The organism is Streptomyces sp. NPDC057702, from assembly GCF_042799315.1.
In the GTDB taxonomy this organism is placed as follows: Bacteria; Actinomycetota; Actinomycetes; order Streptomycetales; family Streptomycetaceae; genus Streptomyces.
The window spans coordinates 1-25,741 of the sequence record NZ_JBHVJC010000025.1 but is presented as its reverse complement, the minus strand read 5'-3'; the positions used below and the strand labels follow the sequence as shown (position 1 = coordinate 25,741).

Below are 25,741 nucleotides of genomic sequence, written 5' to 3'. Positions count from 1 at the left end.
GAGATCGGCCCCAGCGATCCGGCGCGCCCCTCGGACCGAGGATCGACGTCCACCCCGCCGGACCGGGCGCGCGGTCAGCCGAGTCGATCGGATAACCGGGCCCGGCCGGGCCCGAGCGCGGGACGAGACGGTCCCCGTAGGCGCGGTCAGGACGGCGCGGGCGACTCCCCCGCGCCCGCCGTATCGACGCCAGCCAGGTCACATGGGGCCGCTGACCGCGGGCTCCCTCGTGACGGGGCAAGTCGACACCTGCGAGCATCGCGCCCATGTGGACCTACGACGCGCCTGACGGAACCCGCCTCGCCTGCCACCGGAAGGGCCGCGGGGGCGATCAACCCCTGGTCTGCGTTCCGGGTGGCCCGATGCCGCGCTCCGCCTACTTCGGCGGCCTCGGCGGGCTGTCCGCGCACCAGGAGTCTGCGCTGCTGGACCTGCGCGGCACGGGGCACTCGGCCCGGCCGCCGGACCCCATCAGCCTCCGGCTGGACCGACAGGTCGGGGACATCGACGCGCCGTGTGTCGCCCCCGACCGACTGCCCGGCCGGGTCAGTCGACCCTCCTGACCACCCGCGCGGGAACCCCCGCGACCAGCGTGCCGGCGGGAACGTCACGGCTGACCACCGCACCGGCGGCGACCACCGCGCCGGCGCCGAGGGTCACTCCCTGCAGGACCACGGCGTTCGCCCCGATCCAGACGTCGTCCTCGATGACGATCGGGGCGTAGGAGAGGTACGCGCGGCGCTCGGCGAGCGGCAGCGGGTGTCCCCCGGTGATGAGGCTGACCTTCGGGGCGATCATGACGCCGTCGCCGACGCTGATCCCACCCCTGTCCATGAACGTACATCCCTGGTTGACGAAGACGTTCGTCCCGAACCTCGTGTTCAGCCCGTGCTCGGTGAAGAACGGCGGGTAGATGGTCACCGACTCCGGGAGCGGAGCGCCGAAGACAACGGCGAGTAGTGCGGCACGACCTTCGGTGTCGCTGAACGGAAGGACGTTCAGCCGGGACGTCGCGTCGGTCACCTCCACGATCCGCTCCACATGACGTTCGAACTCAACGGACTTGACGTCCATGACCTGCTCTGTGCGGGGAGACATGCCGCGATTCGACCACCGCGCGGGGCGGGTGATCAAACAACCGGCCGCCCTGTCGGACACCACCTTTGGTGGTGAACGTAGGCTGCGGACGTGGATGTTGAAGCCCTGCGGACGTTCGCCGCCATCGCCGAGACCGGTCAGTTCCAGGCGGCGGCGGACGAGCTCGGGATCAGTCAGCAGGCGGCCTCCAAACGGATCGCGACCCTGGAGCGGCATCTCGGGGTCACCCTCCTGGTGCGCACCGCACGAGGCTCCCGGCTGAGCCTGGACGGCCAGGTCTTCCTGCCTCACGCCCGGCAGGTCCTCGCGGCCCTCCAGGAAGCCGAGCGGGCCGTCCGTCCCGGCAGCCGGCCCCTGCGCGTCGACGTCCTCCACCGGCGCATCGCACCGGCCCAGGCCGTGTACCGGTTCTACCGCGCGCACACCGGGGTGGACCTGGACACGGTCGCCCTGGGCGAGGTGAGCGCGGACCAGGCCGCCCAGGCGGTACTTGAGGGAACCCTCGACGCGTCCTTCCGTGCCCTGCCGGCGGACCGGGTCCCCGCCGGGATCAGCGCCGAACGTCTCCTGGACGCGCCCCTGGAGCTCCTGGTCGGGCCCGGTCACCCCCTGGCGCGCGCGTCGCGGGTCAGGCCCGCGGACCTGGCCGGCCACCGCATCTGGATTCCCGGCATCCGACCGGGCACGGAGTGGGCGGCGTACTACCAGACGCTGTCCGCGACCTTCGGTCTGCGCATCGACGCCCTCGGCCCGCACTTCGGTGACGAGGCCCTGATGGACGCGCTGGCCGACTCGACCGCGCTGGCCACCCTCGTCGGCGGCGGGGACCGGTACCTGTGGCCCCAGGGTCACGACCTGCGACGCGTCCCGGTGTGCGAACCGACGCCGGTGTACCCGCACGTGTTGTTGTCGCGCACCGCCGACCGGCATCCCGTGCTGGCCGCGCTACGCGATCACCTGCGCGCGACGGGACCGCGCACCCCCAACGACGCGTGGCTGCCGGCCGGGTGGGACCGCTGACCGGACACCGATGTCACGAGGTCCTAGGCCCGGCCCAGCACCGAGAACGCCCACAGGAGTGCGGCCAGCGGTGCCGCGATGGCCACCGCGCCGAGCGCCGTACCGACCCGGGCCCGGCCCCGTCCGGCGCCCTCGCGGGTCCGCAGGCACGCCAGGGCGCCGGTGCCCGAGACCAGGGCACAGATGCCCAGCGGGAGCACGAAGTAGACGGGCACGATGCGCACCCACACCGAGGCGGTGGCCGGCAGCCAGGGGCAGCCCATCATCGCGACGGCGGCGGCGCCCAGGACCAGCGACGCCGTGCCCGTCGGCTCCTGCTGCGACACCTGTCCACGCGACCTGACGACCTGCTCTGCGGCACTCATGCCTCGGAGGCTAAACCGAGAACCGCACGCTCCACTTGGGCGCGGCTACCTAGATCGGCCTGAGTAGCCCCTCACGGGTGCGCCGGCCCGCGCGCCAGACCCTGTGACCGGGCGGCGGACCCGCGGACAACCCGCGCACCGGAGGGGGCCACGCCGGGGCTCAGCCGGCGGCCGGGGTGGTGAAGGCGGTCACGTCCTCGGCGATGGCCGCCACCACCCGCTCCCGCTGCGGGGTGATGAAGAAGTGGCCACCGGGGAAGTCACGGAAGGTGAAGCCGCCATGGGTCAGCTTCGCCCAGGCCCTGGCCTCCTCAGCGTTGACCCGTGGGTCCGAGGAGCCGGCGAGCACGCTGATCGGGCAGCGCAGCACCGGCGTGCCGCCGTCCGCGTCACACCGGTAGGTCTCGATGGCCGTGTAGTCGGCCCGGATCGCGGGGAGCACCATCCGCAACAGTTCCTCGTCGGCCAGCAGTCCGGAGTCGGTCCCGCTGAGCGCGCGGATCTCGGCGATCAGCCCGTCGTCGTCGCGCTGGTGCACGTTCTCGTCCCGGACGCTGATCGGCGCCCGGCGCCCGGAGGCGATCAGGCCGCACAGCCGCGTGTCGCCCTCCCGCTCAAAGCGGCGCGCCACCTCGAAGCCGAGCACCGCGCCCATGCTGTGTCCGAAGAGCACCAGCGGCCGGTCCGCCCAGGGGCGCAGCGCGGCGTACACGGCGTCGACCAGGTCGCCCATGGTCGTCAGGGCGGGCTCGGCGCGCCGGTCCTGACGGCCCGGGTACTGCACCGACAGCACGTCGGTGGTCTCGGCGAGCGCCTTGGAGAAGGGGAAGAAGAAGGAAGCGGCCCCGCCGGCGTGCGGCAGGAGCACCAGGCGGTGCGGACTGTCGGCTACGGGGTGGAAGCGTCGGACCCACAGGTCGTCGGTCGTGGACTCCGTGGTGCTCATGGCTACCCTCGTTCCTCACTCGTGCGGTGTGCGCCGCTGGTGGCCGCCCGCCGTGGGGACGGCGCGGCGACGGGCACGTCCTATCTCATCAGGCATCGGCGCGACGGGACAGCTGGGCCTTGGCCTTGACGCGGCGTCGGCCCCCGGCCCGGTCGCCCCGGTGGCCGACGGTTTCCTACCGGTGGCGGGCCGGGGCGGTGTACGCGGCGGCCCGCGGCGCCGTGGGACGTCGCGGCCCGCACGCACGGTGGCGCGCCACCCCCTGTCGCCGGGCCCGCCACCCGTAGCGCGCCACGGCCGGGCCCCTGAACCGGGCTCGCGTGGGTGCGCTTCGGCGTCGAGCGGTGGGAGCCGGCGCCTCCCGGACACACTCGCGGCGAGGACCTGTCGGGAAAGGGGCACATCATCATGCGCGGACGCAGCCGCGACGTAGGTCATCGACCCGTCCACCACCCGCTGTTCGCCCGTTCCTACGCCTGGTTCGCGCCGTTGGTCGACGAGCGGGCGGGCATCGCCGAGCTGCGTACCGAGGTGCTGCGCGGTCTCGCCGGCCGGGTTCTCGAGATCGGCGCGGGCAGCGGTCTGAACTTCGCGCGGTACCCGCGCCAGGTCGCCGAGGTGGTGGCCGTCGAGCCGGAGCGGCACCTTCGGCGGCGGGCGGTGACGGCGGCGCTGCGCGCGGGGGTGCCGGTGGACGTGGTGCCCGCGTGGGCGGAGGCGTTGCCGGTCAAGAGTGAGGCGTTCGACGCGGCGGTGTCGACGCTGGTGCTGTGTTCGGTACGGGACCTGCCCCGCTCGCTGCGCGAGTTGCGGCGCGTGGTGCGGCCCGGCGGCGAGCTGCGCTTCCTGGAGCACGGCCGGGCGCGGGGGCGGGGCATGGCGCTGGCGCAACGAGCGCTGGACCGCACGGTGTGGCCGGCCCTGTGCGGCGGTTGTCACACGGGCCGCGACATCGTGGCCGAGCTGCGCGGGGCCGGGTTCGAGATCGGAGACTGTCGGCGGCTGCGGGTGCCCGAGCGCGGAGTGCCGCTGCCGACCAACTCGTGGGTGCTGGGCGTGGCGTACCGGCCGGCGTGACCCGTGGTGGGGGCGGGCCCGGCCGGTGGTGGGGCGGCGTGGTCGCGCTCCCGGGGCTCGGCGCGCCGGCCGCGCCCGGTACGCCCGTGGCCCGGGTGTGGTGGAGTGACCCGACGCGTTCGTGGGTGCGGTGCGTCATCGCGGGGGAGGCGGGGGTAGAACGGAGCCACCAGCCGTGCCTGAGGAGGCCCCATGACCCGCCCGTTCCGCTTCGGCGTCAACATGCTCACGATAGAGACCGGCGAGGCGTGGCGCGAGAAGTGCCGGCGCGCCGAGTCGCTGGGCTACGACGTCCTGTTGGTGCCCGACCACCTCGGGATGCCCGCCCCGTTCCCGGCGCTGGTGGCCGCCGCCGAGGCCACCCGGCGCCCGAGGGTGGGCACCTTCGTGCTCAACGCCGGGTTCTGGAACCCCGCGCTGCTGGCTCGCGAGGTGGCCACCTGTGACGTGCTCACCGGCGGCCGGTTGGAGCTCGGGCTCGGCGCCGGCTACGTCAAGGCCGAGCACGATGCCGCCCACCTCCCCTGGGGCTCCCCGCGCGAGCGTGTGGACCACCTGGAGCGCGTCCTGACCGAGTGGGACCGGCTGTTGGACGACGCCGAGCAGCGACCGCGCCCCGTCCAGTCGCCCCGGCCCCCGGTGCTGCTCGGGGGCAACGGCGACCGTGTGCTGCGGCTGGCCGCGCGGCACGCCGATGTCGTGGCGTTCACCGGCGCCCACCAGGCCCCCGACGCGCCGGAGGGCGCGCTGTCCATGATCAGCGCCGACGCGCTGGAGGAGCGGGTGGGCGCCTACCGGGCGTTCGCCGCCGACCGCGAGGAGCCCGCGGAGCTCAACTACCTGGTGCAGCAGGTCGTCATCACCGACGACCGACGCGCCGCGGCGGCGAAGCTGACCCCGCACGCGGGCGGACTGAGCGAGGACCAGGTGTTGGCGCACCCGGCGCTGCTGGCCGGCACGGTCGCGGAGATCGCCGCGCAGGTGCGGGCCCATCGTGAACGCTTCGGCTTCACGTACTTCACCGTGCTCGACCCCTATCTGGAGGAGTTCGGTGCGGTGATCGCGGAACTGCGCGCGAGCTGACCGGCTCGACCGCCCGCCCGGCCCTCCGCTCACCCGTCGGAGGGCACCCCGGGTGTCTTCGCCTCCCAGGCCCGCTCCCCGTCCCCGGCCCTCGGACCCGTCCCGGTCGACCCGAGCCGCGCCCGGTCCCGGACAGCCACGCCGGGCCGGCACCCGGGACGTGGGCGGCGTACGCCCGCCTGCCGCGCGCCCGCCGGGCCACTTACCCCACGGGCGGCCAGCCCACGTGCCGCACCTGCCGCCCCCGTCCGCCGCGCCACCCGGCACCGTGCCGCCCGCCACGCCCGTCCCCGGCCCGCCCGTGGTGCCCGTGTCCGTCAGGTCACTTCGCCGCGCTCGCCCGGCGGGGCGTCGGCGGCGGGCATGGCGCCGGGTGGCGCGGGTACACGGCTGACCTGGCGGCTCGGTGCGCAGGCGCCTTGGAGCCCGGGGCGTGACCGGGTCCGGGTGCGGTGTGCCGTACCACTCACCACCGCGCCGTCGCCCGCTTTGCCGATCCTTTACGATGGGTGTTCGATCCTCTGTCCGTGCAGTCTTCCTGCGAAAGGTGTGAGCGTCCGTCCATGGGCGAGCCTCCCAGTAGCCGCTATCGCGCGATTCCTCCGCTCCTGTCCGACCATGGGACGGAGGTGACCCGATGATGGAAGTGCTGCTCCTGGCCGTGGCGCTCTTCCTGTCGCTGGCCTGCGGAGCCTTCGTCGCGGCGGAGTTCTCGCTGACCACGGTGGAGCGCGCCGAGCTGGAGCGCGCCGTGGACCGTGGCGAGCGCGGCGCGCACAGCGCGCTCAAGGCCGTGCGCGGCCTCACCTTCCAGCTCTCGGGCGCCCAGCTCGGCATCACCGTCACCAACCTGATCGTCGGCATGCTCGCCAAGCCGTCGATCGCCGCGCTCCTGGGTGGCCCGCTACGGGCCGTGGGCGTGCCCTCCTCGGCCGTGGGCTCCATCGCGCTGGTGGCCGGAACCGTACTCTCGACGCTGGTGCTGATGGTGGTCGGCGAGCTCGTCCCCAAGAACTGGGCGATCTCCCGGCCGCTGCCGGTGGCCAAGCGGGTCGCCACCCCGCAGCGCGCCTTCAGTGCCGCCTTCCGGCCGCTGATCTCCCATCTGAACAACACGGCCAACCGCATGGTGCGCCGGATGGGACTCGAACCGGCCGAGGAGCTGGCCTCGGCGCGTGGTCCGCAGGAGCTGGTCGCGCTCGCCCGGCACTCCGCCCGTGAGGGCGCGCTCGACCGGGACACCGCGGAGTTGTTCGTCCGCACGCTGAACCTGGCCGAGCTCTCGGCGGAGAACGTCATGACCCCCCGAGTCCAGGTGATGGCCCTGGACGTCCAGGCCACCGCCGAGGACGTCGCCAACGCCACCCGGGCCACCGGCCTCTCCCGCTTCCCCGTCTACCGGGGCAGTCTCGACACGGTCGTCGGCGTCGCCCACATCAAGGACGTCCTGGCCATCCCCGCCGAGCGCCGGCCGCGCCATCCCGTCTCGGAGCTGCTGCGCGAGCCGCTGCTGGTGCCCGAGTCGCTGACCGTGGACCGCCTCCTGGACCGGCTCTCGGGCAAGCGCACCATGGCGGTCGTCATCGACGAGTACGGCGGCACGGCCGGCGTGGTCACCCTGGAGGACATCGTCGAGGAGGTCGTGGGCGAGGTGCGGGACGAGCACGACCCGCTGGAGACGCCCGACCTGGCGCCGCGCGGCACCGACCCCGAGGGGCGGGCCCTGTACGACGCGGACGGCGCGGCCCGGATCGACCAGTTGCGCTCGATCGGTCTACGCGCTCCCGACGGCCCCTACGAGACGCTGGCCGGCCTCGTCGCCGCCGAACTGGGCCGTATCCCGGCTCGGGGTGACGCGCTGGAGGTCGCCGGCTGGGGGCTTGAGGTGGCGGACGCCTCGGGCCGTCGCGCCGCGAGCGTGCGCCTGCGGGCGCCGCTGGTCAGCGCGGCGGACGAGGCGGAGGCGGCGGACGCCGACGGTGGCCGGGAACGGTCGCACCGGGGCTGGCGCCGCTCCGGACACCGCGATGACCACGACGGTCACGAGGACCAGCCGGAGGGCGCGACCCGGGACGGCGGCGGCCGGGCCCGGCCCGACGCCCCGGACGAGGGCCCCGCGCGGCGGGTGCCCCACGAGACGGGGACCGCGCCCCTGGACGCCACGCGGCAGCGGAAGGAGTCCCGTCGATGATCGCGGTCCAACTCTTGATCGGCCTGCTGACGCTGGTGGTCAACGCGTTCTTCGTGGGGGCCGAGTTCGCCCTGATCTCGGTCCGGCGCAGCCAGATCGAGCCGCACGCCGAGCAGGGCGACCGGCGCGCGCGTAGTGTGCTGTGGGGGCTCCAGCACGTGTCCGCGCTGATGGCGGCGGCGCAGCTCGGCATCACGCTGTGCACGCTGGTGCTCGGCATCGTCGCGGAGCCGGCGATCGCGCATCTGCTGGAGCCGGTCTTCCACGCGGTCGGCGTGCCGGACGGGCTGACCCATCCGATCGCCTTCGTGATCGCGCTGGCGGTGGCCACCTACGTGCACATGCTCTTCGGCGAGATGGTGCCGAAGAACATCGCGCTGGCCGAACCGGTGCGATCGGCGCTGCTGCTCGGGCCGCCGCTGGTGGCCATGTCGCGGGCGCTGCGGCCGGTGATCTTCACGGTGAACGCCTTCGCGAACACGCTGCTCAAGCTGTTGCGCGTGGAGCCCAAGGACGAGGTGACCGCCTCGTTCTCGGACGCCGACCTGGCGCGCATGGTCGCGGACTCCAGTGAGGCCGGGCTGCTGGACGACCGGGCCACCGAGCGGCTGCGGGACGCGCTGGAGCTGGGTCAGCGCCCGGTGCGGGATGTCGTGCTGTCCGTGGACCGGGTGGTCACGGCCCGGCTCGGGGTCACCCCGGAGCAGCTGGAGAGCCTGTCGGCCGAGTCCGGGTTCTCGCGCTTTCCCGTCATCGACGAGGGCGGGCGCATCCTGGGCTACCTGCACGTCAAGGACGCCCTGGACGCCCGGCCACGGGACCTGGCGTTCCGGGTCGACCAGCTGCGGCCCATCGCCCGCGTGCGGGCCGCGACGCCGCTGGACGACGTGCTGACGGCCATGCGGGGCACGAGCACCCATCTGGCCGCCGTCATCGACGAGCACAGTCGACTGGCCGGGCTGGTGACCATGGAGGACGTGCTGCGGGAGCTGGTGGGCCCGGCGCCCAGCGCGTAGCGCCGACGCCCAGCGAGTCGCGGGGCGCCCCCCCCCCGGGTAGGGGGGGGGCGGGCCCCGGCGTGCTCACGCCCCCTCGCCGGTGCGCGTGCGACGCGTGACGTCCCGGACGTGCGCGGCGAGTGTGGCGGCCGGGTCGTCGCTGAAGGCGTGCAGGGCCACGGCGGCGGTGAGGATCACGTCGCACAGCTCGGCGGCGACCTCGTCGCGCCCGTGGGTGACGCCCTTGCGCGGGTTCTGCCCGGTCAGCCCGATGTAGGCGTTCATCACCTCGCCCGTCTCCTCGGCCAGCTTGAGCAGCCGCAGGGTGGTCTCCTGCCCCGGTTCGCGCGGGGCGTTGGCCGCGTCGAGCCAGGCCACCGCCTCGCGGGCGGCCTCCCACAGGTCACCGTCGGCGGGCTGGCGGGCGCGGGCCGCGCGCTCGTGGAGGGCGTCGAGCTGGTCGGCCCGGATCTGGTCGGCGCTCACGCGCTCGGTCATCTGGCGATCTCCTCATCGGTGCGGGCCCGGGCGCCGACCGGCGACCGGGCCCGTAGCGTACGGAACCGGGTGGGCCGGGACGCGTACGGAACCGGGCCGGCGGGGGCGTACGGGAGCGGGCCGAGCGGGAGGTACGCGACGCGGCCGGCGGGGGCGGGCCGCTGACGCGCGGGGCCGGGCGGTGGGAGTTCCCGGTGGGCCGGGCGGGGCCCGGCTGGCTCGACGCTCGTCGCCGGGCTGCCGATATGATCGCCCTCGCCATGCAGATGAACGCCACGTACTCCAGTTTCGTCGCGGTCGGCGACTCCTTCACCGAGGGCATGTCCGACGAACTGCCCGACGGCACCTACCGCGGCTGGGCCGATCTCCTCGCGGCGCGGCTCGCGACCCGAAGTCCCGACTTCCGCTACGCCAACCTCGCTGTGCGCGGCAAGCTCATCGGTCAGATCGTCGAGGACCAGACCGGGCCGGCCGCGGCGATGGACGCCGACCTGGTCACGCTGGTCGGCGGGCTGAACGACGTGCTGCGCCCCCACTGCGACATGGGATGGGTGGGCGCGCGCCTGGAGGAGGCCGTCGAACGCCTGGCGCCGCACTGCCGCCAGCTCGTCCTGATGCGCAGCCCCGGCCGACACGGTCGGCTGCTGGAGCGCGGCAGGGCGCGCGTGGAGCGGTTGTACGGCCAGATCGACACCCTGGCCGCCCGACACGGGGCGGTGGTGGTGGACCTGTACGGGGCGCCGGCGCTGGGCGACGCCCGCATGTGGGCCGATGACCGGCTGCACCTGAACGCCGAGGGGCACCGGCGGGTCGCGGAGGCGGTGTGGCAGGCGATCGGCCTGCCGGCCACCTACGACTGGCGCGAGCCGCTGCCGCCGCCGGTGCCGTCGGGCTGGCGCTCGCGGCGCGGGGCGGACCTGCGGTTCGCCAGGCGGCACCTGGCGCCGTGGATCGGCCGACGGCTGACCGGCCGCTCCTCCGGCGACGGGCGGTCCCCCAAGCGGGCCGAGCTGCTGCCCCTCGTGCTGCCGGACCAGCCCGCCAGCGGCGCCCCTACCTCCCGCCCGACCCCGGGCGACTGACCGCGCCGCCGGACGACCGACCGTCGCGGAGCCCCGGCGGCACCGCCCGGCCCCGAGCCACTGGCCGCGCGGCCCGCCGGCGGTGGGCGGCACGGTCGGTGGACGTTCGGGGCGCGGCGCTGGCCTGCGGATACCGCCAGTAGACTGTGCGTTCGTGACTGCTAAGCCGCGCATCCCGAACGTTCTGGCCAACCGCTACGCCTCCACGGAGCTGGCCCTCCTGTGGTCCCCCGAGTACAAGGTGGTGCTGGAGAGGCGGCTGTGGCTGGCCGTGCTGCGCGCCCAGAAGGACCTCGGCATCGAGGTGCCCGAGGCCGCCGTCGCCGACTACGAGCGGGTCCTGGAGCAGGTGGACCTGGAGTCGATCGCCGAGCGCGAGAAGGTCACCCGGCACGACGTCAAGGCCCGTATCGAGGAGTTCAACGCGCTCGCCGGGCACGAGCAGGTCCACAAGGGCATGACGTCCCGGGACCTGACCGAGAACGTCGAGCAGCTGCAGGTCAGGCTCTCGCTCGAGTTGGTGCGCGACCGCGTCGTCGCGGTGTTGGCGCGGCTGGGCACGCTGGCGGCCGAGCACGCCGAGCTGGTCATGGCCGGGCGTTCGCACAACGTCGCCGCCCAGGCCACCACGCTCGGCAAGCGCTTCGCCACCGGCGCCGACGAGCTGCTGGTGGCCTTCGCGCGGCTGGCGGAGCTGCTGGACCGCTACCCGCTGCGCGGCGTCAAGGGCCCGGTCGGCACCGCTCAGGACATGCTCGACCTGCTCGGTGGCGACGCGACGAAGCTGGCCGAACTGGAGCGGCGCGTCGCCGGGCACCTCGGCTTCGGGCAGGCGTTCACCTCCGTCGGCCAGGTCTACCCGCGCTCGCTGGACTACGAGGTGGTCACGGCCCTGGTGCAGGTGGCCGCCGCCCCCTCCTCGATCGCCAAGACCATCCGGCTGATGGCCGGGCACGAGCTGGTCACCGAGGGGTTCAAGCCGGGTCAGGTCGGCTCCTCCGCGATGCCGCACAAGATGAACACGCGCTCCTGCGAGCGGGTCAACGGCCTGATGGTGATCCTGCGCGGCTACGCGTCGATGACCGGCGAGCTGGCGGGCGACCAGTGGAACGAGGGCGACGTGTCGTGCTCGGTGGTGCGCCGCGTCGCGCTGCCGGACGCCTTCTTCGCGCTCGACGGCCTGCTGGAGACGTTCCTGACGGTGCTGGACGAGTTCGGCGCCTTCCCGGCGGTCATCGCCCGCGAGCTGGACCGCTACCTGCCGTTCCTGGCCACCACCAAGGTGCTGATGGGCGCCGTGCGGGCGGGCGTGGGCCGCGAGGAGGCGCACGAGGCGATCAAGGAGAACGCGGTGGCCGCGGCGTTGGCCATGCGCGAGCGGGGCACCGAGCGCAACGAGCTGTTGGACACCCTCGCGGCGGACCAGCGCCTTCCGCTGGACCGGGCGGCGCTGGACGCCCTGATGGCCGACAAGCTGTCCTTCACCGGTGCGGCGGCCGAGCAGGTGGCCTCGGTGGTGGCGCGCGTCGAGGAGATCACCCGACGGTTCCCCGAGGCCGCCGGGTACACGCCGGGGTCGATCCTCTGATCCCGGGCACCCTCACGTGACCCCCGAGGAGCTGGCCGCCGCCCGCGACCGCGTCGTGCCCGACGTGGTCGCGCCAGGACTGCGCGTCCTGTTCTGCGGCATCAACCCGGGGCTGATGTCGGCGGCCACCGGCCACCACTTCGCCCGCCCGGGAAACCGGTTCTGGCCCGTGCTGCACGCCAGCGGCTTCACCCCGTGTCGGCTACGGCCCGACCAGGAGCGGGAGTTGCTGACGTACGGGCTCGGCATCACCAACGTGGTGGCCCGGGCCAGCGCGCGGGCCGACGAGTTGGACGCCGAGGAGTACCGCGAGGGTGGGCGGGTGCTGCGCGCCAAGGTGGCCCGGCTGCGGCCGGCCTGGCTCGCGGTCGTCGGCGTCACCGCCTACCGGGTGGCCTTCGACGACCGCAAGGCCCGCGTCGGCCCGCAGCCGACCCCGCTGGGCGGGACCCGGGTGTGGGTGCTGCCCAACCCGAGCGGCCTGAACGCGCACTGGAACCTCGCGTCCATGGCCGAGGAGTACGCGCGGCTGCGCGTGGCCGCGAGCGACTGAGCCCGCGCCCGGTGACGGGCTGGGCGTCGCGGCGTTCCAGGGCGCACCAGCCCGCCCCGGCGCGGGCCGGCGTCCAGGCCGCCAGTCCCGCGGGCCCCGTCCAGGGGCCGAGTCCCGCCGCCGGCTGGGCTGAGGCCGCTGCGCCAGGACGGCGCGCCGGAGCGAGCCGACCCGGGTCGGGCCCGCGCTGACCGACGTGGACCGGCCGCCGGAGTCGGCGCGGACGGCGGGCGCGCACGTGACCGCCGAGATGCACCAGGGCGTGGACCGGCTGCCCGAGCCGCTGTCCCGGGAGGGATACCGCATCGTGCGGGAGGCACTGACCAACGCCCTGCGCCACGCGGGCACGGCGCCGGTGGCGGTGCGCGTCGTGGTCGGTGAGGCGACACGTGAGCTGGACGTTCGCGAGCCGCTGCCGGACACGGGGCAGGCCGCGCTCGGTGGCGGCAGCGGCAGCGGGTCGCGCGGCGTCCGGGAGCGCGCCACGCTCCTCGGCGGCCAGGCACGCACCGGGCCCGAGGCCGGCCACTGGCGGGCGTGCGGGCGGCTCCCGGCGGACCGGCTCGGATGCGGTGCCGGCGGGCGGCGGGGTGGGCGGGCTGGCGGTCTAGGCTGGTCCGATGCCGGTGACCGTCCTTCTCGTCGACGACGAGCGACTCGTACGGGCCGGGTCGCGCGCCGTCCTGAGCGCCCAGCCCGACATCGAGGTGGTCGGCGAGGCCGCCGACGGGGCCGCAGTGCCCGCCCCTGGTGCGCCGGTCGCGCCCCGACGTGGTCGTCATGGCCGTACGGATGCCGCCGCTGGACGGTATCGCGGCGACGCACGCCGTGCTGTGGTCCGTGCCGGCGCCGCCGAAGGCCCTGGTAGTGACGACGTTCGAGAACGACGCGTACGTCTACGGGGCGCTGCGCGCGGGTGCGTGCCGCCGTGGAGCGGGCCGCGCTGACCGCGCGCGGGCGAGATGCTGCGGCTGACGGCCCGTGGTCTGCCCGACGCGGAGATCGCCGGGCGGCTGGTGGTGGGCACCGAGACGGTCAAGACGCACGTGAGCGCGGTACTGGCCAAGCTCGGCGCGCGGGATCGCACCCAGGCGGTGTTCGCCGCGTACGAGTCGGGGTTGGTCACGCCGGGATGAGGGAACCCGGTCGGCGACACGCGGGACGGTCGCCGCCGAGATGGCTGATTGTGGCGCCTACGGGAAGGTCGCCGGGACCGACGCCAGCAGATACGATCCCGCAGACACGCACAGGTAGGGAGGCCGGATTGGGGCGGCTCACCGGTGGGGACCCGTCGCTGCTGCGGCGGATCAACTCCGCCGTGGTCTTGCACGCACTGCGGGCGGTGGAATCGGCGACCCTCACGGATCTGGTCCGGGTCACCGGACTCTCCCGCCCGACGGTCGAGGGAGTGGTCGAGGGGCTGACGGGCAGCGGCCTGGTGATGGAGACGCCCGCCGAGGAGGGCGAGGCCCGCCGCCAGGGGCGGCCGGCGCGCAGGTTCCGCTTCCGCGCGGAGGCGGGGCACCTGTGCGGCATCGAGATCGGCCCGCACCGTATCTCGGCCCTGTTGTCCGACCTCGACGGCCGCATGCTCGGCTCGGTGGCCCGGGAGATCACGGCCACCGCCCCGGCCGACGAGCGGCTGGAGCGGCTGCGCGGGGCGGTGGCGGACCTGCTCAAGCGCGCGGGCGTGGCCCGCAGTTCGCTGCGGGCGGTGGGCGTGGGCAGCCCCGGCATGGTGGACGCCGAGGGCACCGTGCGGCTGAGCACCGCGCTGCCCGGCTGGACCGGGCTGGCGCTGGGCGACCGGCTGCGCCGCTCCTTCCGCTGCCCGGTCCTGGTGGAGAACGACGCGAACACCGCGGCCGTCGCCGAGCACTGGCAGGGCGCCGCGACCCGCTCCGACGACGTCGTGTTCGTGCTGGCCGGGCTCAGCCCCGGCGCCGGCGCGCTGATCGGCGGCCGGCTGCACCGTGGTTTCGGCGGCGCGGCCGGCGAGATCGGGGCGCTGCACCTGCTCGGGGGCGAGGAACCGCCCGAGCAGGTCCTCTCGACCACCGGGGAGCCGCTGCACCCGCTGGACGAGGAGCAGGTGGCCCGGGTGTTCGCGCTGGCCAGGGCGGGCGACGCCGGGGCGCGCGCGGCCGAGGCCCGGTTCATCCGCCGCCTGGTGCACGACGTGACGGCGCTGGTGCTCGCGCTGGACCCGGAGTTGGTCGTGGTGGGCGGGTGGGCCGCCGGGCTGGACGGGGTACTGGACCCGCTGCGCAGCGAACTCGCCCGCTACTGTCTGCGCCCGCCGATGGTGACCCAGTCCATCCTGGGTGAGGCGGCCGTCGCCACGGGCGCGCTGCGGCTGGCGCTCGATCACGTGGAGGAGCAACTCTTCGCGGTGGAGAGCACGGTGACGGCACGCCGGTAGCGGTCCGCGCGGTCCCGGCCCGTTCGGTCGCGGCGGAGACGCCGCCGGTTTCGATCACGGGCCGGTTCAGGCCACGGACCCGGCCGGTGTCGTCGCCGGTGGGGCGTCGCGCGAGGTGCCCGGGATTTGGTCGGCGACGCCGTGCGCGGGGCCGCCGACGTCGACGGGGCCGGCCTCGCGTTCCGAGGCCGGCCCCACTGAGCTGACGTGGCCTCAGCCCGCCAACAGGTCGGTGGCGGCGTCGCCGAAGGTGAGCCGGCAGGTGTCGGCGCGGTAGGTGGCCACGCTGACGGCCGCCGGGCGACCCGCCACCAGGTAACGGGTGGTCACCACGAGCACCGGAGCGCCGGGCAGCCGGTCCAGGGCCTTCGCGTCGTCCGCGCGGGCCGAGCCGAGCTCCACCGTACGCTCCTGGCCCTCCAGCTCCAGCCGGTGCAGCTCACGCAGCAGAGCGCGCGCCTTGGCCGCGCCTCCGGCGGGCAGGGCCGTCGCGTTGCCGACCGGGGCCGAGGTGACCTCGCCGCGTGACAGGGCCGGCACGGAGCTGGCCGGCACGTACAGCAGCTCGGCGGCGACCGGGTGGCCGTCGGTGGTCAGCGCGCGGCGTACGGTGTGCACGGCCTCGCCGATCGCGGGGGCCAGCAGTCGGGTGACGGCGGCGGGCGCCTCGCCCACCGCGCAGCTCAACGTCTGCCACGGGTCGGCGACCGCGCCGGGCCAGGCGTGTCGGCTGTCGCCGACGGCCACACCCATGCGGGGCGGCGCGACGGTGGTGCCGACGCCTCGGCGGCGTTGGAGTCGGCCCTCCAACTCCAGTTGTTCCAGGGCCTGTCGGAGCGTGGCGCGCGCGACGCCGAACCGCGCGGCGAGTTCGCGTTCGTTGGGCAGGATCTCGCCCACCGCGAACTCCGAATCGAGCGCGTTGCTCAACACCGTCTTCAGGTGCCAGTACTTCGGCTCCGGCACCGTCTCAAGCTGCGTGGTCCCCACCCTGTCCTCCACGTTCGCCGTGTCCGGGCCGGCTCTCGCACCGGCCGCGCGTCCCCGATGAGCCAAGCGCGCCGCGGTGCGTTCCCCCGCTCCGCGATCCGGGCCGCTCGCCTTCGGGGCCCGGTCAACCCCGTTCCCGGGGTCGAAGTTATACGCGCTTCTTTATTAAAGGTTGTTTCAGTATGGGTGTGACGATAGGACGGCGGGCCGACTTGGTCAAGACCAATCCCCGAGCGGGGTGTCGCGGGGCCGTCGGGTAGCGTCGCGGCCGTGACGCCACACGGTCACGACGAACCGCGCCGCCCCACCGCCGCCCGCGTCTCGCACCGGGTACGCGGGGCGAACGGCACGGACGGGGCGCGAGAGCGAGGAGCGGGGAAATGGACCAGGTCACCGTGGTGACGGGCGGCAGCAGAGGCATCGGCGCGGCCGTCGCCGGGCGGCTGGCGCGGGCGGGACACCACATCGCCGTCGGCTTCGAGCGGGCGGCGGAGGCCGCCGAGGCGGTCGCCGCCGATGTCCGCGCGCAGGGCGTGCGATGCGTGGCCGTACGCGTCGACACGAGCGAGGCCGACCAGGTCGAGGCGCTGTTCGAGGTGGCGCGCGAGGAGTTGGGCACAGTCACCGGGCTGGTGAACAACGCCGGCGTCACGGGGTTGCTCGGCCGGTTCACGGAAACCTCGCCGGCGGCCATGCGGCGGGTGATCGACGTCAACGTGACCGGCGCCCTGCTCTGCGCCCGCGAGGCCGCCCGCGCGATGTCCACCCGCCACGGGGGCGCGGGCGGGGCGATCGTGAACCTCTCGTCGGCCAGCGCCACACTGGGCAGTCCGGGCGAGTACGTGCACTACGCGGCGAGCAAGGCCGCCGTGGACGCGATGACGGTGGGACTGGCCAAGGAGTTGGCCCCGGAGGGCATCCGGGTCAACTCCGTACAGCCGGGCCTGATCGTCACCGACATCCACGCGTCGATGGGCGACCCCGAGCGCCCCTGGCGCGCGGCGGACCGGGTGCCGATGGGCCGACCGGGCGAGCCGGACGAGGTCGCCGGCGCGATCGCCTGGCTGCTGTCGGCGGACGCCTCGTACACCACGGGCGCGGTGCTGCGGGTGGCCGGCGGGCTGTGACCGGGCGCCGGTGCCACGCGGCGCCGGCGCCGATTCCGGACGCCGGACCCGCGTATGCCGACGAAGCGAACCGGGTACCCGGCCCCGGAGCCCGCGCTCGGGACACCCGCGCCGGCGACGGCTCCCAGCGCCCTCTCCCCTGGGTCAGTGACACCCCCGCCGCACCACCAGCCCCCAGAGACAAGGACCCGCACGGCCCGTCCTCGCCGTCAGCCCCAGGTATCGTCAGCGTTCGCGACCGGAGTCAGAGCAGGCGGCTTCAGCGCTGATCCGCCAAGAAGCTGGCCAGCCAAGAAGGGGCACAGATGGGGGATTTGCCAATCTTGCGCGATAGGTCGCGATCGGCGGAAGTTGCGGGGAGTCGGCCTCCCGCCGGGTAAACCCGCAGGTCAATTACTCTCGTCCCCGCGCGTGCGGGGGTGGTCCCGTCGACCCGGCGGTCGTCAGCGCCCACCAGGACTCGTCCCCGCGCGTGCGGGGGTGGTCCCGCGCCTGCGGCGACCGCCCCCGCTCCGGCCACCCGATGCCGGGCTTAGTCGCCTCGCCCCCGCGCGAAGGGCACCCCGCGCCAGCGCAACCCGCCGCCGTCCCGGACCTGGGGCCCGCACCCGCGCCTGACCTGGGCTCAGCGGCGATCGCTGGCGCTCACTCTGGGCGGCTACTCCGACTCGGGCGTGGGCCCGCTCTCCCGTCGCGGGTGGGGCGGGCGTCCGTCGGGTACCGGCGCCGGGGGGTTCGTCGGGTGAGGTCCCGGTGGGGTGGCGTCCGCCGGCTGCCTCGATGGGGCGGAGGGTGCGGCAGCCGGGTCCGTGGGGGCGGGCGTCGGGGGCGTGGTCGCGCGGGGCGTACCGGACGCGACGACCGTGTCGCGTCGCCTGCCGGGCCGTCGCCCGAAGGCGCCGGAGCCGACGGCGACGCCGAGCCCCACCAGCAGGCTGCCCGCCGCCTGGGCCGGGCCGTAGCCGCCGGCGCCGACGACCGGCGCCGTGAGGGCGGCGGCGACGGGGATCAGGCCCGAGAACAGCGTGGCCCGCTCCGGGCCGATCCGCTGGAGGCCCCGGTACCAGCACACGAAGCCGACCACCGTGACGACCAGGGTCTGCCACAGCAACGCCGCGCCCTCCGCCGGGTCCGGCACGCGCAGCCATCCGCCGCCGTCGATGAGCAGCGCGAGCCCCAGGGACTCCACGGCGCCGATGCCGCAGGCGGCGGCCGACAGCAGGACGGGGCCCACGGTGCGTAGCACCGGCACCGCGACGACCGCGAACGCCACCTCGCCGACCAGCGCCGCCACGGACCAGGCGATGCCCGGCGCGTCGGCCCGCCCCCAGCCCTGGACGGCGAAGGCGCCGGCCGCGACCAGCAGGGCGCCGCACAGCACCGCGCGGGTGGGGCGGCGGCCGTCGAGCGTCGGGACGATCACGGCGATCACCACGGGGGCGCACCCCACGAACACGCCGGGAACGGCCGGCTCCGAGGTGCGCTCGGCCGCGAGCACCGCCAGGTTGAACCCGACCATGCCGACCCCGGCCAGGACCGCCAGCCGTACCCAGCCACGCCAGGTCAGGCCGCGCAACGGCGCGAGGCCACCGCGCCCGAGGAGCGGCAGGAGCAGAAGGCTGGCGACGGCGTACCGAACGGCCTGACCGCCGGCGTGCGGAAAGTCGCCGAGCACGCTGTTGGCGGTGAAGGAGGCGCCCACCAGTACACAGGCGAAGGCGGCGAGCAGGGCGCCCTGTCGCTGGTGCGCGGAGTTGCTGTGATCCATGGGGCCGACGCTAGGCAGTGTGGCGGTACGTCTTAGGGTCCAATCCGATGAGCGATTCGCGGACCACTTCGTCAACCGCCCCCACCCACGCGGCGCCCGCCGTCAGCGCGCCCGGTCCCCATGGGCGCGCCGACCGTCCGACGCCGGCCGGCTCCCAGGGGGCGCGGGCGGCCACGCCCGCCTGGGAGTTGCTGTTACCCAGCGTCGCCCTGCCGCCCCGACAGCGCGGTCGGGCCCTGCAACGCGCGCTGCGCGACGCGATCACCTCGGGACGGATCGCGGGCGGCACGCGGCTGCCCTCCAGCCGCGAGCTGGCGGCCGACCTCGGTGTCTCGCGGGGCCTGGTCACCGACGCGTACGAGCAGTTGACGGCCGAGGGCTATCTGCGCAGCGGCCGGGGCGCGGGCACCTGGGTCAGCGGGGCCGTACGCTGCGCCGCGCCCGCCGGACACGCGGGGGCCGCCACCGCCAGCGAGCCGACCGTCGGGTTCCTGCCGGGCACACCCGACCTCTCGCTCTTCCCCCGCGCGGCGTGGACCGCGGCCCACCGCAGGGCGCTGGCCAGGCTGCCGCACCAGGCGCTCGGCTATCCGGACCCGCGCGGCCTGCCCGAGTTGCGGGAGGCGCTGGCCGGGCTGCTGACCCGGCGGCGCGGGGTGGTGGCCGACCCGGAGCGGATCGTCGTCTGCTCGGGCGTGGCACAGGCGCTGACCCTGCTCGGCGCCGTGCTCGCCGGGCGTGGCGCGAGGCCGCTGCTGGAGGCGGGCGACGGGCGGGCGGAGCCCTGGTCCCAGGTCGCCGCGCGGGACGCCGCCCCGCCCCGGGTGGCCCTTGAGGACCCGGGCACGGCCGCCTACCGGGGGTTGTTCGCGGCGGTCGGGGTGGACGTGGTGCCGCTGCCGGTGGGTTCGGAGGGGATCGATCCGGCGGCGCTGGCCGCGTCCGGGGCGCGGGGCGCGATGCTGACGCCCTCGCACCAGTTCCCCTCCGGGATCGCCTACTCGGCCCGGCGCCGTTCGGCCCTGCTCGACTGGGCCCGCGCGGTCGACGGGTTACTCGTCGAGGACGACTACGACGGGGACTTCCGGTACGACAGGGCCCCGGTGGGCGCGCTCCAGGGGCTCGATCCCACCCGGGTCGTGTACACCGGGTCGGTGAGCAAGTCCCTGGCCCCGGGGCTGCGGCTGGGCTGGATGGTGCTGCCGCAGCCGCTGGTGGCGGAGGTGGTGGAGCGCAAGCGCACGATGGATCTCGGCCATCCCGTGCTGGACCAGGCGCTGTTCGCCGATGTGATCGAGCGCGGCGACTACGACCGGCAGTTGCGCCGCTGCCAGCGTGCCTACCGGGAGCGACGGGACGCGCTGGTCGCGGCGCTGGCCGAACACTTTCCCGGCACGGAGGTGACCGGCATCGCGGCGGGGCTGCACGTTATCGCCCAGCTGCCGGAACGCTACGGTCCGCAGGAGCGCTTCCTGGAGCGGGCGCACCGCGCGGGCATCGCGCTCGCCCCGCTGTCCTCCTACGCCTGCGGCACCGCGCCCGAACTCCACGCGCGCCCCGGAGTGCGCCTGGTACTCGGCTACGCCCACCTGTCGCCGAGCCGGATCGCCACGGCGGTGGGGCAGTTGCGCCGCGCCCTCCCCTGACCGCCGGGCCCGGCGTCGCCCGGCGCCCCCGTGGCGATCGCGCCCCGGCCCGTACGCCCCTGGCCTCGGCCGTGCGGAGGTCCCCGCCGCCCGGTGGGGTCGCCTCCGCCCGGTCGGGGGCGGGCGGGCGCGTGTGCATCCGGTACGGAATCCGTACGCGTCCTGTCACAGCGCCCCATGGCGGGCCGACAGGAGGTCCAATGGCCGGGCACACCATCCGGCGCGGTGGGTGGCGGCGGCCGGGTCTCGCCCCACACACACCGACCAGTTGTTCACCTCGCGTTGTGGCTCCGTCCGTATTGCCCAGGAATTGGCGGGCGATACTGCGGAGGCAGGCGTGAAGTGCGCGCGGAGCGGGAATAGCAGGAGGTTACGCATGAGCCGGGATTCGGGGAACGCGATCGGCCGGCGCACGGTGTTGCGCGGATCGGCGGTCGCCTCCGCCGCGCTCGCCCTGCCGGCGTCGGCGGCGGCAGCTGCCCCGGCACTGGCGCTGTCCGGTCGCCCGCAGGCCCGCTGGGGCACGCAGGCCGGTGACGTCACGATGTCCTCGGGGCTGGTGTGGGTGCGCTCGGACCGTCGGGCGCGGATGATCGTGGAGACCTCGGCGACCGACTCCTTCCGGCGCGCGCGCCGCTGGCACGGCCCGCTCGTGGGCCCGGGCACCGACTTCACCGGCCGCACGGCGCTGCACGGCCTGCCGCCCGGCGAGCAGATCCACTACCGGGTCACCCTCGCCGACCCGTACGACCCGCGGCGTACCGGCGAGCCGGTCTACGGCACCTTCCGGACCGCTCCCGCCCGCCGCCGTGACGTGCGCTTCCTGTGGTCGGGCGACCTGGCCGGGCAGGGCTGGGGCATCAACCCGGACCGGGGCGGTTACCCGATTTTCTCCGAGATGCGGCGCCTGGACCCCGACTTCTTCCTGTGCAGCGGCGACAGCATCTACGCGGACAACCCGATCGAGCCCACCGTCACGCTGCCCGACGGTCGCGTCTGGCGGAACATCACCACCGAGGAGAAGTCCAAGGTCGCCGAGACGCTGAGGGAGTACCGGGGCAACTTCCGGTACAACCTGCTCGACTCGCACCTGCGGGACTTCAACGCGCAGGTGCCCTCCATCACCCAGTGGGACGACCACGAGGTACGCAACAACTGGTACCCGGGCCAGATCCTGGACGACGACCGGTACACCGAGAAGAACGTGGACGTCCTGGCGGCGCGGGCCCGGCGGGCCTGGAGCGAGTACTTCCCGATATCCACGGTGCGCCCGGACGGGGCCGGCCGGGTCTACCGGGTGCTGCGGCACGGACCGCTGCTCGACGTGTTCGTCCTGGACATGCGCACCTACCGCAACGCCAACTCGCCGGGCCGCCAGAACGACGACGCCGTGGGCATCATGGGCGCCGAGCAGCTGGCCTGGCTCAAGCGCGAGCTCTCCCGCTCGCGCGCCACCTGGAAGGTGATCGCCGCGGACATGCCGCTGGGCCTGGTGGTCGCCGACGGGACGACGAACTTCGAGGCCGTCGCGCAGGGCGACCCCGGCGCGCCGCTCGGTCGCGAGCTGCAGATCGCCGAGCTGTTGCGGTTCATCAAGCACCGCCGCGTCACGGGAACTGTGTGGCTCACGGCTGACGTTCACTACACGTCGGCGCAGCGGTACCAGCCGGCGCGGGCCGCGTTCAAGGACTTCGAGCCGTTCTGGGAGTTCGTGTCCGGGCCGCTGCACGCGGGGGGATTCCCGGCCGTCGGGCTGGACCGCACGTTCGGTCCCGAGCAAGTCTTCGTCAAAGCTCCGGCCAAGGCGAACGTGTCGCCGGCCGAGGGCGGTCAGTATTACGGCGAGGTGGAGATCGACGGCGGCAGCGCGGAGCTGACCGTCCGGCTGCGCGAGGAGGGCGGGGCCGTCCTCTTCACCAAGGTGCTGCAACCGGGGCGGGTCGGCCAGTAGGCCCCGCACCGGAGGACGGCACGGCACGACACAGGGACGACGCGCGGAGAAGGCGACGAGGGACGGACGGGGACATCACGTGGTTGAGCAGTGGACAGAATCGGGCGATAGCAGCCCAGAGTCGCCCTTAACTCATCAGTCACACACCGTTCGTGATCGCGCAACACCACTCGCGCAGAGTGGAGCTATGAGTGACACGACCCTGACCAAGAGTGCCCGGACCCGTCGGACGTGGCGACAGCGGCTGTTCCAGCGCCTCGCCGCGCACCACGGCCCGCCCCAGGGGCTGGCGCGGCATCGCCACGCCCCGCCCCCGGGGCCGGGCGGCGATACCGACGCCACGGCGCCGACGGACACCCCGCCCCGCGCAGCGGCGGCCGACGGGGACGCCACGGCGCTGTGGCGGATGCGTACGACCGTCCAGGACCGGCCTGGCAGCCTGGCCGCCCTGTGCGCGGCGCTGGCCGCGCGGCGGGTGGACATCCTCTCGCTCCAGACCCACCCGCTCACCGACGGCACGGTGGACGAGATGCTGGTACGCGCCCCGGCCGCGCTGGGCGCCGAGGAGCTGGGCTCGGCGGCCACCGCCGGCGGCGGGCGCGACACGTGGGTGGAGCGGGCGGACGCGCACGACCTGGTCGACGGCCCGACCCGGGTCCTGGCCCTGGCCACCCGCACCGCGCTGGACGCCGCCGAGCTGCCGGTGGCGCTGCGTCAGTTGCTGGGGCGCTGCGCGATCCGCTCCCAGCCGGCCGACCCCCCGTTCGGGTCGCGCCGGGCGGCGGACCAGGTGCCCGCCGAAGGCGTACTGGAGGACACGCGCATGCGGCTGCGGGACCCCTCGGGTGGCTCGGTCACCATCGAGCGCGCGCACCTGCCGTTCACGCCGACGGAGTTCGCCCGGGCGCGCGCGCTGATCGAGCTGGACTCGCGGCTGGGCCCGCGCGTCCCGCCGAGCCGGGACGTGGTGACGCTGTCGGAGGGTGAGGAGCTGACCGTGCGTCGCGCCGACACCTCCGACCTGGAGGCGGCCCGCGCGCTGCACGACCGGTGCTCGCCGGCCACGCTGCGGATGCGCTACCACGGCCCGGTCGGCGACGCGGACCGCTACCTGGACCACCTGCTCAGCCCCCGGTACGGCCGTACGCTCGCGGTGCAGACCGCCTCCGGGCGGCTGGTCGCGCTCGGTCACCTGCTGTGGGACGGCGAGGAGACCGAGGTCGCGCTGCTGGTGGAGGACGCCTGGCAGCGGCGCGGGATCGGGGCCCGGTTGCTGCGGCAGCTGGTCGAGATGGCGGCCGACAGCGACTGCGCGTACGTCTACGCCGTCACCCAGTCCGCGAACACCGGCATGGTGGCCGCCATGCGCGGCCTCGGGCTGCCGCTGGACTACCAGGTCGAGGAGGGCACGCTCGTCATCACGGCCCAGCTCGCCGCCGCGGCCCTGCCCGCCGGCCCGCTCGGCGAGGGCTGCTGACCCCCCGGCGGGCGCGGCGGCGGGGCAGGACGGACGCATGGGGTCAGGAACGTTCCGCGGAATGCTAGTGACGCGGCGGCGTTCGGCGTACGAGGATGGCCCCATGTCCGAGATCCTCACTTCCCCCCTGCCGCGCCAGGTCGCCGACGCCTACGTCGACGCCCTCGTCGCCCTCGACCCGATCACCGGCACCTACCTGGGCGTGCCCGAGAGCGCCACGCGGCTGCCCGACTTCTCCCCCGCCGGACAGGAGGCGCTGGCGGAGCTGGCCCGTGGCACGCTCGCCGATCTCGACGAGGCCGAGCGGCGGCCCGGCGCCGACAGTGACGCGGAGCGGCGCTGTGGGCGGCTGCTGCGCGAGCGCCTGACGGCCGACCTGGCCATCCACGAGGCCCACGAGCACCTGCGCGCCGTCAGCAACCTCTCCTCGCCGGTGCACTCGGTGCGCGACTGCTTCACCATGATGCCCACCGAGACCGAGGCGCACTGGGGTGACGTCGCGACCCGGCTGCGGGCCGTCCCGCAGGCCCTGGCGGGCTACCGGGCCTCCCTCGCGGCCGGCCTGGAGCGGGGGCTGCCCGGTGGGCCGCGGCAGGTGGCCACCGTCGTCGAGCAGTTGGGCGCGTGGATCGGCGCCGACGGCGGCTGGTTCGCCGAGTTCACCCGCCAGGGCCCGGCCGCGCTCCGCGCCGAGCTCGACGCGTCGGCCGCCGAGGCGACCGCGGCGCTGGTGACGCTGCGCGACTGGCTGCGGGACGTGTACGCGCCCGGGGTGGCGGGCTCGCCCGACGTCGTGGGCCGCGAGCGCTACCGGCGCTGGTCGCGCCAGTGGAACGGCACCGACCTGGATCTGGACGAGGCGTACGCGTACGGCTGGTCCGAGTACCACCGCATCCACGAGGAGATGCGTGCCGAGGCGGCCAAGGTGCTGCCCGGGGCCACCCCGTGGGAGGTGCTGGAGCACCTGGACACCCACGGCGAGGTGATCGAGGGCGCCGAGGAGACCCGGGCCTGGCTGCAGAGGCTCATGGACGACACGATCGAGGCGCTGGACGGCACCCACTTCGAGCTCGCCGAGCGGATCAAGCGGGTCGAGTCGATGCTCGCGCCGCCCGGCACCGCCGCCGCGCCGTACTACACGTCACCCTCCATGGACTTCAGCCGCCCGGGGCGCACCTGGCTGCCGACGATGGGCCGGACCCGGTTCCCGGCCTACGACCTGGTCAGCACCTGGTACCACGAGGGCGTGCCGGGCCACCACCTCCAGCTCGCCCAGTGGGCGCACGTGGCCGACCAGCTCTCGCGCTACCAGGCGACGGTGGGACAGGTCAGCGCCAACTGCGAGGGCTGGGCGCTGTACGCGGAGCGGCTGATGGACGAGCTGGGCTACCTGACCGACGCCGAGCGCCGGTTGGGGTACCTGGACGCGCAGATGATGCGCTCGCTGCGGGTGATCATCGACATCGGCATGCACCTGGAGCTGGAGATCCCGGACCACTCCCCCTTCCACCCCGGTGAGCGCTGGACGCCCGAGCTGGCCCAGGAGTTCTTCGGCCGGCACAGCGGACAGCCGGCGGACAGCGTCGAGAGCGAACTGGTTCGCTACCTGGGCATGCCGGGCCAGGCGATCGGCTACAAGCTCGGCGAGCGCGCCTGGCTGGCGGGGCGGGAGGCGGCCCGCGCGGCACACGGCGACGCGTTCGACGCCAAGAAGTGGCACATGGCGGCCCTGTCCCAGGGCTCGCTCGGCCTGGATGACCTGGTGGCCGAGCTGTCGGCCCTGTAGTCCGGCCGTGCACGGGCCCCGCCGCGCCCGCCGCGGGGCGGGCGCGGCGGGCGACCGCTTGGGACGTGCGGTGCG

Annotated in this window: 21 protein-coding genes and 1 pseudogene; 16 read left to right on the top strand and 6 right to left on the bottom strand. The window is 74.8% G+C overall.

All coding sequences use genetic code 11. From position 1 onward, the window contains the following. The first annotated feature begins 362 nt into the window (after positions 1–362). Entirely contained in the window at positions 363–563 is a 201-nt protein-coding gene (locus tag ACFVFR_RS20035; protein ID WP_383703442.1) for a hypothetical protein, read from the top strand. Here ACFVFR_RS20035 and ACFVFR_RS20030 read toward each other — a convergent pair. Beyond that, on the bottom strand, positions 547–1,098 hold the full coding sequence (locus ACFVFR_RS20030) for a DapH/DapD/GlmU-related protein (RefSeq protein WP_383703440.1): 552 nt from the start codon (positions 1,096–1,098) through the stop codon (positions 547–549). The genes ACFVFR_RS20035 and ACFVFR_RS20030 overlap by 17 nt on opposite strands. 90 nt (positions 1,099–1,188) lie before the next feature. Here ACFVFR_RS20030 and ACFVFR_RS20025 point away from each other — a divergent pair, with 90 nt between their 5' ends. Next, a complete protein-coding gene (locus ACFVFR_RS20025; protein ID WP_383703438.1) occupies positions 1,189–2,118 on the top strand; it encodes a LysR family transcriptional regulator in 930 nt (309 codons plus the stop codon). A 23-nt stretch (positions 2,119–2,141) separates the two neighbouring features. Here the strand turns inward: ACFVFR_RS20025 and ACFVFR_RS20020 are convergent, their stop codons facing one another. Together ACFVFR_RS20020 and ACFVFR_RS20015 are read right to left on the bottom strand one after the other, a co-directional pair. After that, on the bottom strand, positions 2,142–2,483 hold the full coding sequence (locus tag ACFVFR_RS20020) for a hypothetical protein (protein WP_383703436.1): 342 nt from the start codon (positions 2,481–2,483) through the stop codon (positions 2,142–2,144). A 160-nt stretch (positions 2,484–2,643) separates the two neighbouring features. Then, positions 2,644–3,429, bottom strand: a complete 786-nt coding sequence (locus tag ACFVFR_RS20015) for a thioesterase II family protein (protein WP_383703434.1) — start codon at positions 3,427–3,429, stop codon at positions 2,644–2,646. Positions 3,430–3,837: 408 nt separating this feature from the next. Between ACFVFR_RS20015 and ACFVFR_RS20010 the strand changes: the two genes are divergently transcribed. The 4 genes from ACFVFR_RS20010 (at position 3,838) to ACFVFR_RS19995 (ending at position 8,796) form a co-directional block, all read left to right on the top strand. Further along, positions 3,838–4,506: a class I SAM-dependent methyltransferase gene (locus ACFVFR_RS20010; RefSeq protein ID WP_383703432.1), complete on the top strand. Its 669-nt coding sequence runs from the start codon at positions 3,838–3,840 to the stop codon at positions 4,504–4,506. Positions 4,507–4,698: 192 nt separating this feature from the next. Beyond that, positions 4,699–5,589 carry an LLM class F420-dependent oxidoreductase gene (locus ACFVFR_RS20005; protein WP_383703430.1) on the top strand — a complete coding sequence of 297 codons (891 nt, stop codon included), beginning with the start codon at positions 4,699–4,701 and terminating at the stop codon, positions 5,587–5,589. Between the two features lie 637 nt (positions 5,590–6,226). After that, the gene (locus tag ACFVFR_RS20000; RefSeq protein WP_383703428.1) at positions 6,227–7,780 is read left to right on the top strand and encodes a hemolysin family protein; all 1,554 of its coding nucleotides are present in this window, start codon (positions 6,227–6,229) and stop codon (positions 7,778–7,780) included. Next, entirely contained in the window at positions 7,777–8,796 is a 1,020-nt protein-coding gene (locus ACFVFR_RS19995) for a hemolysin family protein (protein WP_383703426.1), read from the top strand. Before ACFVFR_RS20000 ends, ACFVFR_RS19995 begins: the two co-directional genes overlap by 4 nt. A gap of 66 nt (positions 8,797–8,862) precedes the next feature. On the opposite strand, the gene ACFVFR_RS19990 is transcribed toward ACFVFR_RS19995, so the two are convergent. Further along, positions 8,863–9,276, bottom strand: a complete 414-nt coding sequence (locus tag ACFVFR_RS19990) for a MazG-like family protein (protein WP_383703424.1) — start codon at positions 9,274–9,276, stop codon at positions 8,863–8,865. Positions 9,277–9,536: 260 nt separating this feature from the next. Between ACFVFR_RS19990 and ACFVFR_RS19985 the strand changes: the two genes are divergently transcribed. From ACFVFR_RS19985 to ACFVFR_RS19965, 5 genes and pseudogenes are all read left to right on the top strand, one after another. Then, on the top strand, positions 9,537–10,358 hold the full coding sequence (locus tag ACFVFR_RS19985; protein WP_383703421.1) for an SGNH/GDSL hydrolase family protein: 822 nt from the start codon (positions 9,537–9,539) through the stop codon (positions 10,356–10,358). A gap of 154 nt (positions 10,359–10,512) precedes the next feature. Further along, the gene (gene purB, locus ACFVFR_RS19980; protein ID WP_383703419.1) at positions 10,513–11,946 is read left to right on the top strand and encodes an adenylosuccinate lyase; all 1,434 of its coding nucleotides are present in this window, start codon (positions 10,513–10,515) and stop codon (positions 11,944–11,946) included. 16 nt (positions 11,947–11,962) lie between these two features. Continuing rightward, complete coding sequence (mug, locus tag ACFVFR_RS19975; RefSeq protein ID WP_383703417.1) at positions 11,963–12,499, top strand: G/U mismatch-specific DNA glycosylase; 537 nt, start codon at positions 11,963–11,965, stop codon at positions 12,497–12,499. A gap of 620 nt (positions 12,500–13,119) precedes the next feature. Further along, positions 13,120–13,635, top strand: a pseudogene (locus ACFVFR_RS19970) (response regulator transcription factor). Positions 13,636–13,763: 128 nt separating this feature from the next. After that, positions 13,764–14,921, top strand: a complete 1,158-nt coding sequence (locus ACFVFR_RS19965) for an ROK family transcriptional regulator (protein WP_383703415.1) — start codon at positions 13,764–13,766, stop codon at positions 14,919–14,921. A 213-nt stretch (positions 14,922–15,134) separates the two neighbouring features. On the opposite strand, the gene ACFVFR_RS19960 is transcribed toward ACFVFR_RS19965, so the two are convergent. Next, entirely contained in the window at positions 15,135–15,911 is a 777-nt protein-coding gene (locus ACFVFR_RS19960) for a GntR family transcriptional regulator (RefSeq protein WP_383703413.1), read from the bottom strand. A gap of 380 nt (positions 15,912–16,291) precedes the next feature. Between ACFVFR_RS19960 and ACFVFR_RS19955 the strand changes: the two genes are divergently transcribed. Beyond that, positions 16,292–17,038: an SDR family oxidoreductase gene (locus tag ACFVFR_RS19955; RefSeq protein ID WP_383703410.1), complete on the top strand. Its 747-nt coding sequence runs from the start codon at positions 16,292–16,294 to the stop codon at positions 17,036–17,038. 658 nt (positions 17,039–17,696) lie between these two features. On the opposite strand, the gene ACFVFR_RS19950 is transcribed toward ACFVFR_RS19955, so the two are convergent. Beyond that, on the bottom strand, positions 17,697–18,806 hold the full coding sequence (locus tag ACFVFR_RS19950) for a DMT family transporter (protein ID WP_383703407.1): 1,110 nt from the start codon (positions 18,804–18,806) through the stop codon (positions 17,697–17,699). Positions 18,807–18,853: 47 nt separating this feature from the next. Here ACFVFR_RS19950 and ACFVFR_RS19945 point away from each other — a divergent pair, with 47 nt between their 5' ends. From ACFVFR_RS19945 to ACFVFR_RS19930, 4 genes are all read left to right on the top strand, one after another. After that, entirely contained in the window at positions 18,854–20,452 is a 1,599-nt protein-coding gene (locus ACFVFR_RS19945) for a PLP-dependent aminotransferase family protein (protein WP_383703405.1), read from the top strand. A 376-nt stretch (positions 20,453–20,828) separates the two neighbouring features. Next, positions 20,829–22,403, top strand: coding sequence for an alkaline phosphatase D family protein (locus ACFVFR_RS19940; RefSeq protein WP_383703403.1), 1,575 nt, complete (start codon positions 20,829–20,831; stop codon positions 22,401–22,403). 187 nt (positions 22,404–22,590) lie between these two features. Continuing rightward, positions 22,591–23,880, top strand: a complete 1,290-nt coding sequence (locus tag ACFVFR_RS19935) for a GNAT family N-acetyltransferase (protein WP_383703401.1) — start codon at positions 22,591–22,593, stop codon at positions 23,878–23,880. A 103-nt stretch (positions 23,881–23,983) separates the two neighbouring features. After that, positions 23,984–25,666 (top strand): DUF885 domain-containing protein, encoded by a 1,683-nt coding sequence (locus ACFVFR_RS19930; RefSeq protein ID WP_383703399.1) that lies wholly within the window; start codon positions 23,984–23,986, stop codon positions 25,664–25,666. Positions 25,667–25,741 lie beyond the last annotated feature (75 nt).